This is a genomic window from Rhizobium sp. 10N414, assembly GCF_056394785.1.
The window spans coordinates 46584-61843 of record NZ_JBFTIN010000035.1; the positions used below are offsets into that span (position 1 = coordinate 46584).

Annotated in this window: 15 protein-coding genes and 1 pseudogene; 10 read left to right on the plus strand and 6 right to left on the minus strand. The window is 59.7% G+C overall.

Annotated elements, in window-relative coordinates; genetic code table 11:
- Positions 1-51 precede the first annotated feature (51 nt).
- The 3 genes from denD to AC1DE4_RS24725 all read left to right on the plus strand — a co-directional run bounded on the left by denD (position 52) and on the right by AC1DE4_RS24725 (position 3893).
- Complete coding sequence (gene denD, locus AC1DE4_RS24715) at positions 52-1035, plus strand: D-erythronate dehydrogenase (protein ID WP_169682280.1); 984 nt, start codon at positions 52-54, stop codon at positions 1033-1035.
- The gene (locus AC1DE4_RS24720; RefSeq protein WP_169682282.1) at positions 1032-1928 is read left to right on the plus strand and encodes an NAD(P)-dependent oxidoreductase; all 897 of its coding nucleotides are present in this window, start codon (positions 1032-1034) and stop codon (positions 1926-1928) included. Before denD ends, AC1DE4_RS24720 begins: the two co-directional genes overlap by 4 nt.
- Before the next feature lie 183 nt (positions 1929-2111).
- On the plus strand, positions 2112-3893 hold the full coding sequence (locus tag AC1DE4_RS24725; protein ID WP_477883544.1) for a putative bifunctional diguanylate cyclase/phosphodiesterase: 1782 nt from the start codon (positions 2112-2114) through the stop codon (positions 3891-3893).
- A gap of 17 nt (positions 3894-3910) precedes the next feature.
- On the opposite strand, the gene AC1DE4_RS24730 is transcribed toward AC1DE4_RS24725, so the two are convergent.
- The 4 genes from AC1DE4_RS24730 to AC1DE4_RS24745 all read right to left on the minus strand — a co-directional run bounded on the left by AC1DE4_RS24730 (position 3911) and on the right by AC1DE4_RS24745 (position 9230).
- A complete protein-coding gene (locus AC1DE4_RS24730; RefSeq protein WP_018857358.1) occupies positions 3911-4927 on the minus strand; it encodes an NAD-dependent epimerase/dehydratase family protein in 1017 nt (338 codons plus the stop codon).
- 2 nt (positions 4928-4929) lie between these two features.
- Positions 4930-6246, minus strand: a complete 1317-nt coding sequence (locus AC1DE4_RS24735; RefSeq protein ID WP_477883546.1) for a UDP-glucose dehydrogenase family protein — start codon at positions 6244-6246, stop codon at positions 4930-4932.
- Between the two features lie 95 nt (positions 6247-6341).
- The gene (locus tag AC1DE4_RS24740; protein ID WP_477883548.1) at positions 6342-7769 is read right to left on the minus strand and encodes a mannose-1-phosphate guanylyltransferase/mannose-6-phosphate isomerase; all 1428 of its coding nucleotides are present in this window, start codon (positions 7767-7769) and stop codon (positions 6342-6344) included.
- Between the two features lie 36 nt (positions 7770-7805).
- Positions 7806-9230 carry a phosphomannomutase gene (locus tag AC1DE4_RS24745; protein WP_477883550.1) on the minus strand — a complete coding sequence of 475 codons (1425 nt, stop codon included), beginning with the start codon at positions 9228-9230 and terminating at the stop codon, positions 7806-7808.
- 154 nt (positions 9231-9384) lie between these two features.
- Here AC1DE4_RS24745 and ung point away from each other — a divergent pair, with 154 nt between their 5' ends.
- From ung to AC1DE4_RS24770, 5 genes are all read left to right on the plus strand, one after another.
- Positions 9385-10095 carry a uracil-DNA glycosylase gene (ung, locus tag AC1DE4_RS24750; protein WP_169684506.1) on the plus strand — a complete coding sequence of 237 codons (711 nt, stop codon included), beginning with the start codon at positions 9385-9387 and terminating at the stop codon, positions 10093-10095.
- Between the two features lie 128 nt (positions 10096-10223).
- On the plus strand, positions 10224-11156 hold the full coding sequence (locus AC1DE4_RS24755) for a VOC family protein (RefSeq protein ID WP_169684508.1): 933 nt from the start codon (positions 10224-10226) through the stop codon (positions 11154-11156).
- Positions 11157-11169: 13 nt separating this feature from the next.
- Positions 11170-11778, plus strand: coding sequence for an alpha/beta hydrolase (locus AC1DE4_RS24760; protein ID WP_169684509.1), 609 nt, complete (start codon positions 11170-11172; stop codon positions 11776-11778).
- 170 nt (positions 11779-11948) lie between these two features.
- Positions 11949-12722, plus strand: a complete 774-nt coding sequence (locus AC1DE4_RS24765) for a Wzz/FepE/Etk N-terminal domain-containing protein (protein ID WP_169684511.1) — start codon at positions 11949-11951, stop codon at positions 12720-12722.
- A 41-nt stretch (positions 12723-12763) separates the two neighbouring features.
- A complete protein-coding gene (locus AC1DE4_RS24770; RefSeq protein WP_169684512.1) occupies positions 12764-13057 on the plus strand; it encodes a hypothetical protein in 294 nt (97 codons plus the stop codon).
- Here AC1DE4_RS24770 and AC1DE4_RS24775 read toward each other — a convergent pair.
- On the minus strand, positions 12957-13229 hold the full coding sequence (locus tag AC1DE4_RS24775) for a hypothetical protein (RefSeq protein ID WP_018858199.1): 273 nt from the start codon (positions 13227-13229) through the stop codon (positions 12957-12959). The genes AC1DE4_RS24770 and AC1DE4_RS24775 overlap by 101 nt on opposite strands.
- A 268-nt stretch (positions 13230-13497) precedes the next feature.
- Here AC1DE4_RS24775 and greA point away from each other — a divergent pair, with 268 nt between their 5' ends.
- Together greA and AC1DE4_RS24785 are read left to right on the plus strand one after the other, a co-directional pair.
- Positions 13498-13980: a transcription elongation factor GreA gene (gene greA, locus AC1DE4_RS24780; RefSeq protein WP_018858200.1), complete on the plus strand. Its 483-nt coding sequence runs from the start codon at positions 13498-13500 to the stop codon at positions 13978-13980.
- Between the two features lie 290 nt (positions 13981-14270).
- Positions 14271-15116, plus strand: a complete 846-nt coding sequence (locus AC1DE4_RS24785; protein ID WP_169684514.1) for a GNAT family N-acetyltransferase — start codon at positions 14271-14273, stop codon at positions 15114-15116.
- A gap of 18 nt (positions 15117-15134) precedes the next feature.
- Here the strand turns inward: AC1DE4_RS24785 and AC1DE4_RS24790 are convergent.
- Positions 15135-15260, minus strand: a pseudogene (locus tag AC1DE4_RS24790) (IS5/IS1182 family transposase); the annotation flags it as partial.

Sequence of the window (15260 nt, forward strand, 5' to 3'; positions counted from 1 at the left end):
CATGCACGGGCGAGGGGAGTCGCACGCTGCAAGGTTTGATGGAGGCGGCCAATGCATATCGCGATTATCGGCGCAGCGGGAATGATCGGGCGCAAGTTGACCGCGCGGCTCGTTGCGGACGGGCGGCTGGCGGGTCAGGCCATCAATCGCCTATCGCTTGTCGACGTCATCACGCCGGCTGACCCTGAAGGCTTTACGGGGCGTGTGGAGACGAGCGCGGTCGACGTTTCCGCTCCAGGGCAGGCCGCACGGATTGTCGCCTCGCGCCCGGATGTAGTGTTTCATCTGGCCGCGATCGTATCCGGCGAGGCTGAGCTGGATTTCGAAAAAGGCTACGGCATCAATCTCGAAGGCACGCGCGCGCTTCTTGAGGCGATCCGCGCCGCTCATCTGCAAGACGGGTACCGGCCTTGTGTCGTCTTCACCTCGTCCATTGCGGTCTTTGGAGCGCCTTTCCCCCAGGTCATTCCTGATGATTTCAATCTCACGCCCCTGACAAGCTACGGCACGCAAAAGGCGATGGGTGAATTGCTGTTGGCGGATTACACGCGCCGCGGCTTCATCGACGGCATCGGAATCCGGTTGCCGACGATCTGCATCCGTCCCGGCAAGCCGAACAAGGCTGCTTCCGGCTTCTTCTCCGGCATCGTTCGTGAGCCGTTGGCCGGGCAGGAGGCGACCCTGCCGGTGCCGGAAACTGTTCGCCATTGGCACGCGTCGCCGCGTTCGGCCGTCGGGTTTCTGGTCCATGCCGCCAGCATCGACCTGCAGCCGCTCGGCGCGCGCCGCAGCCTGACGATGCCCGGTGTCAGCGCCACCGTCGGAGAGCAGATCGAGGCGTTGCGCAAGATCGCAGGGGAGAAGGTCGTCAGCCTGATCCGACGCGAACCCGACGAGCTGGTCATGAAGATCGTATCGGGTTGGCCACAGGCTTTCGAGGCCGAGCGCGCGAAGGAGCTGGGTTTTGTCGCCGATGCTTCGTTCGAGGACATTATTCGAGTGCACATCGAGGATGAATTGGGAGGACAGCTATGACTATCGGCAAATCACGCAGCATTGCGTTTCTGGGAACTGGGCTGATGGGCGCGCCGATGGCTCGCAGGCTGTTGCAGTCCGGCTTTGCCGTCACGGTCTGGAACCGCAATCGCGAGAAGGCGGAAGGCCTCGTTCCGGATGGCGCGGTCCTGGCGGATACGCCCGCTGCCGCCGTCAAAGGGGCATCGGTCGTGTTCACCATGCTGACCGACGGAAAGGCAGTGGAGGACGTGCTGTTCACGCAAGGTGCTTCGGAGGCGCTTGATGTCGGCGCGGTGGTCATCGATTCCAGTTCCATTACCCCTGACGCGGCCCGGCAGCATGCGTCAAAGCTCGCCGGGCGTGGCATCCGCCATCTCGATGCGCCGGTCTCCGGCGGTGTGGTGGGGGCGGCTGCCGGTACACTTGCGATCATGGCAGGCGGCGATGGCGCTTTGGTCGAAGAACTGGCCGACGTCTTTGCACCACTTGGCCGCGTGACGCATGTTGGACCAAGCGGTTGCGGTCAGCTCGCGAAGCTCGGGAACCAGCAGATCGTCGCCATCACGATCGGCGCCGTTGCCGAAGCGATGCTGCTCTTCGAGGCGGGGGGCGGTTCACGCGAGGCGTTCCGCCGGGCGATCCGGGGAGGCTTCGCCGAAAGCCGCATTCTCGACGTTCACGGCCAGCGGATGGTCAATCGCGATTTTGGGACCGCCGGCCCTTCGAAATTGCAGCTCAAGGACCTAAACAATATCGTCGCAACGGCGGAAGGTCTCGCTTTGACGCTGCCTCTGACGGAGGCGGTCCGTGCCGAGTTCGCCGAGTTTGTCGAACATGGTGGCGGTGAGACCGATCACAGTGGCCTGCTGCTGCAGCTTGAAGAAAAGAACCGCCGTTCGTCGAAAGGCTGAATTGCCTAGACACTCGAGTCTCTGAGAAGATCGATGATGCATTCGGCTTGCAATTGTTGATGGATTTTTAGTGCATCCTAATTAATCTCTCGCCAAAAGGTTGGTTCTGCACCCATAATGGGCTTCCTCCTTGGAGGCCTGACACCATACTGTTACTCGAAGCTGCATGAGGCTTGAACGGCGTTGGCATCGAGCAGTCCCACACGGTCCGAACGAGAGTTTCAGGACATCCTGCGGCGCCTTGAGCTTGCACTCGACGCGTCACAGATCGGTGTTTGGGAGCACAACCTCGATCGGCACGAAATCTCCTGGGACGTTCAGATGCACCGGATCTACCAGACCGGAAGAGGCAGCGGGCCGGTCGCCGCTACAATCTGGTCGGATGCGATTCACCCCGACGACCGCGAGCGTGCCGAACTGGAGTTCGAGGACGCCATTGCCAGACGCGGGCAGTATAATTCGGAGTTTCGGATCGTCTGGCCGAACGGCGAGATACGGCACATCCGCTCGCGGGCTCATTTCTATGTCAGCGAGGAAGGGTCACCCTCTTTCATCGGCGCGGAGTGGGACGTCACTTCGGACGTGCTTCTTGCCAACGAGGCGGCGCGTCAGCGCGCCGTCGCGGAGGCACGGGCCCTCGCTTTGGAGGAGAGCAGTGCCCACATCGAATATGCTGCGGAACACGATTATTTGACGGGCCTTCCCAACCGCCGGCTTTTCGACAAGCGCCTGGCGGAACTGGCCGAGGATGCCTCAGTCTCGACGCTCGCCGTCCTGCATCTCGACCTTGACGAGTTCAAGCAGATCAACGACAGCCATGGCCATGCGGCGGGCGACACCGTATTGCGTGCCGCAGCTTTGCGGATCGRGGCCGCCATTCCGAAAGCTACGATGGTGGCACGCATCGGTGGCGACGAATTCGTTATCCTGCTCGTCAATTTCGGAGGGCTGACGGAACTGAACCGCATGGCGCGTGAGGTGCAGCGGCGCTTGAAGAAGAAGGTCCGTTTCGGCCACGAAATGCTGCAAAGTGGAGCGTCGATCGGCATTTCCTGGTCGGCAGATCGCTCCGGCTCCAATCTGCTCGCCGAGTCCGATATCGCGGTATATCAGGCAAAGACATCGGGCCGCGATCGTATCGAGTTCTTCTCGCAGCAGCTCAAGGACGATCTGATGGGCAAGCGGCGTCTTGCCGAAGAGCTGAAGCTTGCACTGGAACAGGGCGATATCATTCCATTCTACCAATTGCAGCTCGATGCCCACACCCGCGACATCGTTGGCATCGAGGCCCTGGCGCGCTGGCATCACAGCGAGCGCGGCACCCTCTCGCCTGGCATATTCCTGAAGATCGCCGATGAGTTCGGCTTGTCTTCGGAGATCGATGCTTCGATCCTGCGACGCGTGCTCGCCGACCGTGTGACATGGGAGCAGCACGGCACAACCCTGCCACGGGTCTCGGTCAACATTTCGGGGCAGCGCCTCTACGATCCGCAGTTGATTGATGATCTGGAGACACTCGAGATACCGCGTGGCGCCCTGGTTTTCGAATTGGTCGAGACGATCTTTCTGGACGACTGCGACGACGAGCTTCTGCAGACGGTTGACCGCATCAAGCAGATGGGTATCGAAATCGAGATCGATGATTTCGGCTCGGGCCACGCGTCGCTGATCGGTCTCGTGCGGTTGCGCCCGGCTCGGCTGAAGATCGATCGGCAACTGGTAAGCGAGGTGGATACCTCCTCCGAGCAGCGCCGTGTCGTCAAATCGATTGTCGAGATCGGCAAGGCCCTCGGCGTCGATGTGATCGCCGAGGGCGTCGAGACGGAAAACCATGCCGTGGCGCTTGCCAAGCTCGGCTGTCATACGCTGCAAGGTTTTGCGCTCGGCCATCCGCTGCCGGCATCAGAGATCGATGATATTTTCGCTTCGAAGAAGGCGACGCAGGCGGCCCACCTCCGACGCTAGCCTAACGGTGGGGCCTCCTAAGGCTCGAGTTCGCCGCGTGCTTCCAGATACCAGTCGACGAAAGCCTTCACACCGACATCCAGTGTCGTCTCCGGCTTGTAGCCTGTCAAAGCCGCCAGCAGATCGGGGCTCGCAAAGGTGCGTGGCACATCGCCCTTCTGCATCGGCAGCATCTTGCGCTTTGCCGGCTGGCCGAGGACCCTTTCGACCGTCTCGACGAAGGTCATCAGGTTCTCCGGCTGGCCGCCGCCGATATTGACGACGCGGAATGGCGCCTGATGCGAGAGCGTCTCCACCCGTTCGTCGGCCACGCGGTTGGCCTCCGACGGGGCGACGGACGACAGGCGGACGATCGCCTCCACGAGGTCATCGATATAGGTGAAGTCGCGGCTCATCCGGCCTTCGCCGTAGATCTCGATCGGTTGATCCTCCAGCATGTTCTTGACGAACTTGAAGAGGGCCATGTCGGGACGGCCCCAGGGGCCGTAGACGGTGAAGAAACGGAAGGCGGTTGTCGGGATCTTGTGGAGATGCGCGTAGCTGTGCGCCATCAGTTCCATTGACTTCTTCGTCGCCGCATAAAAGGTCAGCGGCTCGTCGGCCCGGTCTGTCTCACGGAAGGGAATGGACGGATTGGCGCCGTAGATCGACGATGTCGAGGCCAGCATGAGATGGTTGACGCCAACATCCTTGGCGATATCGAGGATGTTCCAGGAGCCTTCGAGGTTCGATGTGAGATAGGCTTTCGGGTTTTCCAGGCTGTAGCGGACGCCGGCCTGTGCTGCGAGATGCACCATCACATCAGGCGCCGCGCTGGCCACGGCCTCTTCCAGGGCTTTGCGATCTTCGAGCATCGCTGTCACCGGGCGGAAGGCCGGAAACTGCGCCAGCGCCGCATTGCGCATGTGCTTGAGCTTGATGTTGTAGTAGTGCGTCATGCCGTCGAAGCCGACGACTTCGTGGCCATCCTGCAGCAAGCGGCGGGCAAGATGAAAGCCGATGAAGCCAGCAGTGCCGGTGATGAAATAGCGCATCTCTACTTCTTCTCGTTCTTCTTTCCGATGGCGAAATAGCTGAAGCCATGCTTGGTGACTTCGGCGACGGGATAGATGTTGCGCAGGTCAACGATGGTCGGGGTCTTCACCAGCGACTTCATCCGCTTGAGATCAAGCGCTCGGAACTCGTCCCATTCCGTGACGATGACGATGCCATCCGCGCCTTCTGCAATCTCGTACGGGTCGCGGCCGTAGGTGATGGGGCCGATAACCTCCTTCGCCATTTCCATGCCTTCTGGATCATAGGCGTGAACGTTGGCGCCGCCATCCAGCAAGGCCTGGATGATGGTGATCGATGGCGCGTCGCGCATGTCGTCGGTGTTCGGCTTGAAGGTCAGGCCGAGGACTGCAATCTTCTTGCCGCGGACATTGCCGTCGCAGGCGGCGATGACCTTGCGGCCCATGGCGCGCTTGCGGTTGTCGTTGATCGCAACCGTGGTTTCGATAAGGCGAACCGGGCTGTCATGATCCTGTGCGGTCTTGACCAGCGCCAGCGTATCCTTGGGAAAGCACGAACCGCCGTAGCCCGGACCTGCATGCAGGAACTTGTCGCCGATGCGCTTGTCCATGCCGATGCCCTTGGCGACCTTCTGGACGTCGGCGCCGATCTGCTCGCAGAGATCGGCGATCTCGTTGATGAAGGTGATCTTCATGGCGAGGAAGGCGTTGGCGGCGTACTTGATCAGCTCGGAGGTGCGGCGTTCGCAAAAATAGAGTGGTGCTTCGTTGAGGTAGAGCGGCCGGTAAACCTCGCGCATGATTTCGATTGCGCGCGGCTCCTCAGTGCCGAGAACAATGCGATCGGGGCGCTTGAAGTCCGTGATTGCCGCGCCTTCGCGCAGAAATTCCGGGTTGGAAACGACGGAAATGTCCTTCTCGGGGAATTCTTCGCGGAAAATGCGCTCGATCTCATCGCCAGTGCCAACAGGAACCGTGGACTTGGTAACGACAACGGTGAACCCGGACACGGCGGCCGCTATCTCGCGAGCGGCGGCATAGACATAGCTCAGGTCGGCGTGGCCATCGCCACGACGTGACGGCGTGCCGACGGCGATGAAGACTACGTCCGCGTCGGCAACGGAAGGCGCCAGCTCCTTCGAAAAATCCAGGCGACCGGCGGTGCGATTGTGGTCGATGATCGTGTCAAGGCCCGGTTCGAAGATCGGAACCTTACCGGCTTCCAATGCATCGATCTTCGCGGCCGACTTATCGACGCAGGTGACATGGTGGCCGAAATCGGCGAGGCAGGCACCGGAGACGAGGCCGACATAGCCCGAGCCAATCATCACAATACGCATGGAATCATTCCCTGAGACAACGATCGCGGCCCCGCCAATTGGCGGGGCCGCGATGGTGTTACAGGGGGAAGTTTATAAGTTCAAGACAACAGTGATCAGCTGCGGCCGAACTCATCGACGATGCGGATGATATCGTCTTCGCCGAGATAGGATCCGGTCTGGACTTCGATCAGTTCGAGCATGATCTTGCCGGGATTGGCGAGACGGTGGACTTCACCGAGCGGGATGTAGACGGACTCGTTTTCCCTCAGCATCTGCACGTTTTCGCCGATCGTCACCTCTGCCGTGCCCTTGACGACGATCCAGTGCTCGGAGCGGTGATGATGCTTCTGCAGCGACAGCTTCCTGCCCGGAGTGACGAAGATGCGCTTGACCTGGAAGCGGTCGCCATTCAGCACCGATGTGTAGCCGCCCCAAGGCCGGTAAGAGGTCGGGTGCGTCTCGGTCAGTTGCGATGTCGTGGGGGCGGCGGCGAGCATCTTCACGAGATTTCCGACGTCCTGGCTATCCTGCAGCCGCCCAACATAGACGGCATCCTCGCTGGCGATGACAGCGATGTCGTCCATGCCCTGGACGGCGAGGTGTATGCCATGGGTCATGATGAGCGAGTTCTTGGTGTTGACGACCGTCGTGTTGCCGGCTGCCACATTGCCATTTTCGTCGCGGCTGCCGCTCTTCCAGACGGAATCCCAGCTGCCGAGATCGGACCACTTGAAGGGCGAGGGGACGACGGCGGCGTTGCTCGTCTTTTCCATGATGGCATAATCGATCGAGATGTTCGGGCTGGTTGCGAACGCTGCCTTGTCGAGGCGGATGAAGTCGAGATCTCTGACACCTTTTGCAATGGCGTCGGCCGCAGCTTTGAGGACCGGCGCGGCATAGCTTCGCATCTCGGCAAGCACGCCTGAGACCGAGAACATGAACATCCCGGAGTTCCAGTAAAAACCTCCAGTCGCGACCATGTCTTCGGCCTTGGCAAGCGGCGGTTTCTCAATGAAGCGCGCGACCGTTCGTGCGCCCGTCGGGAGTGTCTTCCCACCTTCGATGTAGCCGTAGCCGGTTGCTGGCTCGGTAGGCTGGATGCCGAAGGTTACCAGCTTACCCTGGGCGGCGGTGGCGGCAGCGATGCGAACGCACTCAAAATAGGTGTCGTCAGCGACGATCTCGTAGTCGGAGCCGAGCACATGCATGACCGTGTCTTCATCAAAGCGATCACGCACGAGCGTTGCGGCCGCCGCAACTGCCGCCGCGGTGTTTCGAGCAACCGGTTCGAGCAGGATTGCCGCAAGGCCGATGTCCAACTCACGCGCCTGCTCGGCAACGAGGAAGCGAAACTCCTCGTTGGTCAGGATGACGGGTGCTTCGTAAAGCGCGGGATCGGACACGCGCAGCAGCGTTTCCTGGAACAATGTCTTGTCGCCGATAAAGCGGATGAACTGCTTAGGCGCTGCGGCGCGTGACAGCGGCCAGAGACGAGTGCCCTTGCCGCCAGCCATTATCACGGGAACGATCTTCTGTGTCATATGGAGTGTCCTCGAATATCTGTCTTGCTTCGCCGATCAACCCACCTGCGCCCACCAGCGGATTCGCTCCAGACCAGTGTGCAGCAACGTCGCGGCGGCTTCTTCGGTTTCCGCCTCGGCGTAGCAGCGCATTTCGGGGGCATTGCCGGACGGGCGGAAATGGATGATGCGGCGATCCGCCAGCGTAACACGAAGGCCGTCAATATCGCTGGCGCTGCCAACCTCGCCGATCGGCTGCAGGAACGCCGCGAGATTGGTGGGTGCGGCGCGAAGATAGGCCATCAACCGGGCACTGGTCTCAACCGGAAAATTCTCAAGCCGGTCGGCCGCGGCAAATGGCAGATTGAAGGACGCGGCGACCACCGAAAGAGGCTGCCGTTTGGAGGCAGCAAGGGAAAGCGCCGCCAGGATGGGGACGAAGCAGTCGCGTGTCGGCAGGGCCTTCAGCGTGTGACCGTTGACCTCGAATTCACTCGCGGTGAGCAGGCCGCCGTTCGCTTCGAAGCCTGCCACGCGAGTCCGGCCAGCCGCGAGTGCTTCTTGCATCCCTGATATGACGAACGGAGAGCCAACACGCGTGCGAATGACGCTGAAGCGACCGGCGGCTTCGATGCCGGAATTCGATGTCACGGGTGTCACAACCGATGTCGCACCGAGAAAGTTCGCGGCGATCAGGCCGAGCAAATCGCCACGCAGCGGCGTCCCGGTTTCGTCCGCCACCAACGGGCGATCGCCATCACCATCCGCAGAGACCATGGCGTCGAGGCCATGCTGTCTTGCGACCTGCTTGAGGTTGGCGATCGTCTCCTCCGAAACCGCCTCGGTGTCGACCGGAACGAATGTTTCCGAGCGGCCAAACGGCACGACCGTTGCGCCGTAATGTTCCAAAAGTTCCACGAGCAGGTCACGGGCGACCGTGCTGTGCTGGTAGACGCCGACTTTCAAGCTTGAGAGCGCTTCCGTGGGAAGAATATTGGCATTCCGTTCGCGGAAGAGCGCCAGGCATTCGACGGATTGGCTTTGCATCCCGGCACTGCGGGGGACAAACGTAAAGCCGGCACGGTCAAGTTCTGTCGCGACCGTCGTGATCGCTGCTTCGTCCGTTTTGTCGATCTCTCCGTCCGACCGATAGAACTTGATGCCATTGCGATCGGCGGGGATGTGCGAGCCTGTCACCATGAGACCCGCGGCTTTTTTCTGAAGTCCGTAAAGCGCCAGCGCCGGTGTTGGCACCGTGCCGCAGTCGCGGACCTTGAATCCAAGGCGATCAAGTGCATCGGCACAGTTTGCAACGATCTCCGGGCTCGAATCCCTGAAGTCCTGACCGATCAGGATGGTGTCACCCGGGCGGGCCATTCCACGGTCGAGCAGATAGCGGCCAAAGGCTGTGGCATAAAGCGCCGAAGCCCGGCCCTTAAGGTCGACAGACAGGCCGCGAAGCCCACTGGTTCCGAATTTCATTCTGAATAAGCCCCGGATGCGCTTGAATTCGCCAGCGATTCGACCTCAATCTACTAGGTGTTCGTAGATAGTGAACTCCGGTGAACAATAAAATGTTTGCCAATTCCCGGCTCGAGACAAGCCGAAGGCGCCCACGCGCCGACGAGGATCGTCGATGAATGAACAATCAATCGCACTGGAGGAGGGCTGGAGGGACGCTCTCGCCGGCGAATTTTCCAGCCCCTATATGCAGCAGCTCAAGGCGTTCCTCGTCGCACAGAAGCAGGGAGGCAAACGGATATTTCCCAAGGGATCGGAATATTTCCGTGCGCTCGATCTGACGCCGCTGGCAAACGTCAAGGTCGTGATTCTGGGCCAGGATCCCTATCACGGGCTAGGGCAGGCGCACGGCCTGTGTTTCAGTGTTCGACCAGGCGTTCGCATTCCGCCTTCACTCGTCAACATCTACAAGGAGATGCAGAGCGATCTGGGGATTACACCGGCGCGACACGGATTTCTGGAGCATTGGGCACGGCAGGGCGTCCTGTTGCTGAACAGCGTGCTCACAGTGGAGGAGGCCCAAGCCGCGTCGCACCAGGGCAAGGGCTGGGAGCGATTCACCGACGCCGTCATTGCCAAGGTCAACGATGAATGCGATGCCGTCGTCTTCATGCTCTGGGGCTCCTATGCCCAGCGCAAGGCAGCCTTCGTCGATATAAGGCGTCACCTCGTGCTGAAGGCGCCACACCCCTCTCCGCTCTCCGCTCATAACGGCTTTTTCGGTTGCGGCCATTTCTCCAAGGCCAATGCGTTTTTGCAGACGCACGGTCGAGGGCCAATCGACTGGCAATTGCCGACGAACCCCGGCGACGCCCAACTCTTCTGAACGATTGTCTTCTGTCGTTCACTAAAAAGAGACAATGCGTTCCGGTCCTCGGGGCTATTCCAATTGGTCCGGAGCGATCATCTATACCCCATACGAAGCCCGCGAGGCGGGCAAGAAAGGGGTCTTAAATGCTCGATCAAATCAAGGGTCTGCACCACGTCACGTCCATGGCGGAGGATGCCCGCACAAACAACCAATTCTTCACTAACGCCCTCGGTCTGCGTCGCGTCAAGAAGACCGTGAATTTCGACGCGCCCGACGTTTATCACCTCTATTATGGTGACGAAACCGGTGCACCCGGCACGATCATGACGTACTTCCCATTTCCGAAGATGGCGCAAGGTCGTCCGGGAACCGGTGAAGTTGGAACCACCGTTTTCTCGGTCCCGCAGGGCTCGATCGGCTTCTGGAGCGATCGCTTGAACAAATTGAATGTCACCGGCCTGAAGACTGAGGAGACATTCGGCGAGAAGCGTCTGAATTTTGCCGGTCCCGATGGTGATGGCTTTGCCCTTGTCGAAGTCAAGGATGACAGCCGCCAGCCTTGGACACACGGTGGTATCAGCGAGGATAACGCGATTCGTGGCTTCCATTCGGTGGCCATGCGTTTGCGTGACGATGGCGCCACGTCAGAACTGCTCAAGTTCATGGGCTACGAAGTCCAGGAAGAGCGTGGTGGTGTCAAGCGCCTGACTATTCCGGGTGGGAATGGCGCGCATCTCGTCGATCTGGAAACCATGCCGAACGTTTCACGCGCTTTGCCAGGTGCAGGGTCCGTGCATCACGTGGCCTTTGCCGTAGAAAATCGTGCGAAACAGCTTGAGGTCCGCAAGGCGCTGATGGATACCGGCTACCAGGTCACGCCCGTCATCGACCGTGACTATTTCTGGGCGATCTACTTCCGGACCCCGGGCGGCATCCTGTTCGAGATTGCGACCAACGAGCCCGGCTTCAACCGGGACGAAGACACTGCGCATCTTGGCGAGGCACTGAAGCTGCCACAGCAGCACCAGCACTTGCGCGCTCTCATCGAGCAGCACTTGCAGCCGCTTGAGGCTTAAAGGGGACGCACAAATGACCGATAACAGCTATGTGCACCGGCTGCAGGCCGGTGCACCCGGAAAGCCCATTCTGTTCGTGCTGCACGGAACGGGCGGGGATGAAAACCAGTTCTTTGATTTCGGGCGGCGCCTGCTGCCGGAGGCGACGATTGTCTCTCCGCGTGGGGACGTCTCGGAGTTTGGTGCCGCACGCTTCTTCAAGCGTACCGGCGAGGGCGTCTACGACATGGCGGACCTCGCCCGTGCAACCGAGAAGCTTGCATCCTTTGTCGCGGCGCTGGCGAAGCTACATGAGGCAAGCGACGTGCTCGGCCTGGGTTTCTCAAATGGGGCAAATATCCTCGCCAATGTGTTGATCGAGAAGGGATTGTTCGATGCATCGGTTCTGATGCATCCGTTGATCCCGTTCCAACCGATGGCAAATCCCGCCTTGAGCGGGCGCAAGATACTGATCACGGCAGGCGAACGCGACCCGATCAGCCCTGCGCCCGTGACGAAGGCCCTGGCGGATTACTTCGAGAGCCAACACGCTTCCGTCAAGACGGAATGGCATGCAGGTGGTCACGATATCAGGCAGAATGAAATCGACGCCATCCACAGGCTCTTCGAGCCGTACCGGTAAGCCACTGCTGTCGGATGGTCATCGGCCATCCGACAGGGCTCCTTCGAATGCAGAGGGTGATAATCCAATAGGCTTATTTTTGGTTGTGAAGCCTTTTTGTTGTGATGATTGTTCGCGCGACGAAACCTTAGCGAGTATTTTGCTGTAACGAGTTGAAGGGTTGCATTCGCATGAACGATGTCGCAGACGTTCGAATGCTGATTGGATTGGCCCACCGACAGGCTCGGACAATATTGCTGGTGGGATTGCCGATCTTCCTGCTGAGCCTCGTCATCGTCTTCTCGTTCACACCTCGCTACACCGCCCAATCGTTGGTTCTTGTCGATACAAGTTCGAAGAATCTGCTCGACCCGGACGCTGCCACGAGTAGCGGCCTTACCGATAATTCCCGGGTGGAAGGCGAGGTTCATATCATTCAATCCGATGCGGTGCTGCTGGAGGCAATCAGGAACGGCAAGCTTCTCTCCGATCCAGAGTTTGCTCTCAACCGTTTCAACGGCCGATTACTCTCCGCCGCTGGGCTCGCTGCCGACACGCCCTCAGGCGATGCGGCGCCGGGTGAAGTGCTGTCGGCTTTCAAGGATGCCGTTCGGGTTCGCCGCGAAGGCTTGACCTATCTTATCAGTGTGGGCGTGACATCGGATGATGCGGACAAAGCCGCGCGTCTCGCGAATCTTGGAACGACCGTCTACATCAGGAAGCAGGTCGAAGCCAAAGTGGCGAACACCGTTTCAGCCGGGAAGATCCTTGAACATCAGGTGACGGCCGCCAGAGATGTGCTTGCGCAGAATGAACGCAATCTCTACCTTTTCGTCACATCCCATAGTGATCTCCAGGCAGCCGGTTCTCTCTCGCAACTGCGGCTTGCGGATGCGCAGTTTGGCGAGACGACATCCGATGCGCACCAGAGGGGTACGGGCGCGGTCTATCGGCGGAGGTCCTGACACAATTCTACGCGCTCCAGCAGTCGGCACAGGTCGCGAGGGTGCAATACCAGAACCTTTTGACGCGATTGCAGGACTTTGAAGCCCAAGCCAGCCTCCAGGTGGCTGACGGTCGCGTGGTTTCCGCAGCCCTTGCCCCGATCGAGCCGTCCTATCCGCGGAAAGGTCTGGTGCTCGGCATCATGGCCATCATGGCCATCGTGGCGTTGGGTGCGGGCGTCGGGGGGTGCCCTGCTACGAGAGTTTTCCATCGGCGGCTTCACGAGCGAAGATCAGGTGAGTGCGGTCCTGAATGTCCCGCTGGCCTCGGTCACGCCCGATCAGGCGGGGAGTGAAGTTGAGAAGCCGCACGGTCGCGGTCTCTCCGACACGATCATCTCCGCCCCGCTCTCGGTCTGACGCGCCCGCGCCTGCTGTCAGGCTGTCCCCGAAGGCGACGATAGAACGCCGCTTTGGTATGGCGCGACGCGCTGCTTGCGTTGGATTGACACTGAGACCGAGAAACATAAAAGGCTCCACAGTAATGAATGGGAATGTGATCCTATTTCGGCTGGAGAAAGCGGGGATAATTCCACTCGGCGACCGACTAGTCTGCGGAAATCGACCGGGCGGTTTGTGGCAATCACTGGCTCAAATGGCTTGTTTGGAAGGGCGAAGGGCAGTCGTTCTTCAAGTGCGGCTGTGACCAGTGGAAGAGATGGTATAAGATCGACCGCGGTGGCGACCCATCGCCTATGCGCTGCGAGACCAGAGACCACAAAGCGGAGTTTTGAAATTGAGTGTAGCCTTCGTCAAAGAAGAAAGTGCCGAAGCTGCTTCGGAAACACTTTTGCCGGACCGTCCAATTTCGCCGCATCCGAACCTCGTTACGGAAGCGGGCTTCAAGGCCCTGGAATTGCAGCTGCAGCAAGCGCGCGAGGCCTACGATGCCGCGAACTCCATTGAAGACGTGAACGAACGGCGGCGACAGGCGGCAAATCCGTTGCGGGATCTGCGCTACTTTGCTGCCCGAGTCCGTACGGCGCAGGTCATCCCTGAGCCGATTTCGCTTGATGTCGTCGCCTTTGGAACCAGCGTGACCTTCAGCCGGGACGACGGACGCGTGCAGACCTACCGTATCGTCGGAGAGGATGAAGCCGATCCGAAAACCGGATCGATTTCCTTCGTATCCCCGGTGGCCAGGGCTCTCACCGGCAAGACGGTTGGAGATGTCGTCAGCGTCGGCGGTCAAGAACTCGAGGTCATCGCCATCGGTTAGGCGCTTTTTCCTTAGCTGATGCGAAAGCGATGGCTGTCCGATTTTCGAACAGCTTATGGCTCTTAACCCGTCTTCATGCTCTATTAAGTAATTATCTTGAGATTGTAATCTCCCTGTTCCATGATGATTGCGATGCAAAGAATTTCGGCTCGTACTTCATGACGATCGCTGCAGATCGCTTCAGCCATGAACATGTTTCTTTGCCGTCGGGTGGCTTTACGGCTGTTAGACTTTGATCTTTATTTATCCCGCAGGCTCTCAACTGCGGTCGATCTGATTAGGGACGTTGCATGAATTCGGAGTTTACCGTTCGTCCGATGCGACCCGGTGAGTTGGAGCTAGTGCTCGAGTGGGCACGTCAGGAGGGATGGAATCCCGGCCTCGACGATTCGGTTGCCTTTCACGATGCGGACCCGTCGGGATTTTTCGTGGGCGTGATCGGGGAGGTGCCCGTCGCCTCGATCTCAGTCGTCAAATATGGCGAGGATTTTGCTTTCCTCGGTCTTTTTATCGTCCATCCCGATTTTCGGGGCAGGGGCTACGGCAAGGCCATTTGGAATGCCGGGATGATGTCGGCTGAGGGCCGTAGCATCGGTCTGGATGGTGTGCCCGCACAACAGGACAATTACCGAAAGGCCGGGTTCGAAGAGGCCTATCGGACGGTTCGCTATGGTGGCGTGATCTCTGCCTTGCCGGAATCAACACTGGTTGCCCACGCTGTCTCGGATAGACTCGACGGATTGCTGCGCTATGACGCGATGATCTTTCCGGCGCCGCGGCCAACCTTCGTGGCGTCATGGTGTGCTACTCGCAAGGACAGGCACTCGGCCGTGGTGCGCAAGCGTGGCAAGATTCGCGGCTACGGAACCATCCGCCGTTGCTACGAGGGCTACAAGATCGGCCCGCTGTTTGCAGGCGACAGGGATAGCGCGGCGGCTCTGATTTCGGTTCTGGCGCAGCATGCCAAGGGAGCGAAGGTCTTCATCGATGTTCCCACCAACAATGGCGAGGCCATTGAACTTGCCGAGAGCCTGGGCTTGGCGCCCGTCTTCGAAACGGCGCGGATGTATCGGGGCGCAGCGCCGGTCGTTCCGCTCAGGAGCATTTTCGGCGTGACGACCCTGGAACTCGGCTAGGCTGTGGTGACAATTTAACTATTTGATCCATAGCATGATGCTCGCGAGCTTTATGAAGCCGAGGAAGTTGTCGGCGATCTTGTCGTAGCGCGTTGCGATACGCCGCCATTGTTTGAGCTTGGCGAAGAAGCTCTCAATGCCCCA

Coding starts and splice junctions, on each gene's coding strand:
- AC1DE4_RS24730 (WP_018857358.1), bottom strand. CDS start 4,927: ATGCGCTATTTCATCACCGGCACTGCTGGCTTCATCGGCTTTCATCTT.
- AC1DE4_RS24755 (WP_169684508.1), top strand. CDS start 10,224: ATGCTCGATCAAATCAAGGGTCTGCACCACGTCACGTCCATGGCGGAG.
- AC1DE4_RS24740 (WP_477883548.1), bottom strand. CDS start 7,769: ATGACACAGAAGATCGTTCCCGTGATAATGGCTGGCGGCAAGGGCACT.
- AC1DE4_RS24720 (WP_169682282.1), top strand. CDS start 1,032: ATGACTATCGGCAAATCACGCAGCATTGCGTTTCTGGGAACTGGGCTG.
- AC1DE4_RS24785 (WP_169684514.1), top strand. CDS start 14,271: ATGAATTCGGAGTTTACCGTTCGTCCGATGCGACCCGGTGAGTTGGAG.
- AC1DE4_RS24775 (WP_018858199.1), bottom strand. CDS start 13,229: ATGTTTCTCGGTCTCAGTGTCAATCCAACGCAAGCAGCGCGTCGCGCC.
- AC1DE4_RS24745 (WP_477883550.1), bottom strand. CDS start 9,230: ATGAAATTCGGAACCAGTGGGCTTCGCGGCCTGTCTGTCGACCTTAAG.
- AC1DE4_RS24760 (WP_169684509.1), top strand. CDS start 11,170: ATGACCGATAACAGCTATGTGCACCGGCTGCAGGCCGGTGCACCCGGA.
- AC1DE4_RS24735 (WP_477883546.1), bottom strand. CDS start 6,246: ATGCGTATTGTGATGATTGGCTCGGGCTATGTCGGCCTCGTCTCCGGT.
- ung (WP_169684506.1), top strand. CDS start 9,385: ATGAATGAACAATCAATCGCACTGGAGGAGGGCTGGAGGGACGCTCTC.
- AC1DE4_RS24765 (WP_169684511.1), top strand. CDS start 11,949: ATGAACGATGTCGCAGACGTTCGAATGCTGATTGGATTGGCCCACCGA.
- denD (WP_169682280.1), top strand. CDS start 52: ATGCATATCGCGATTATCGGCGCAGCGGGAATGATCGGGCGCAAGTTG.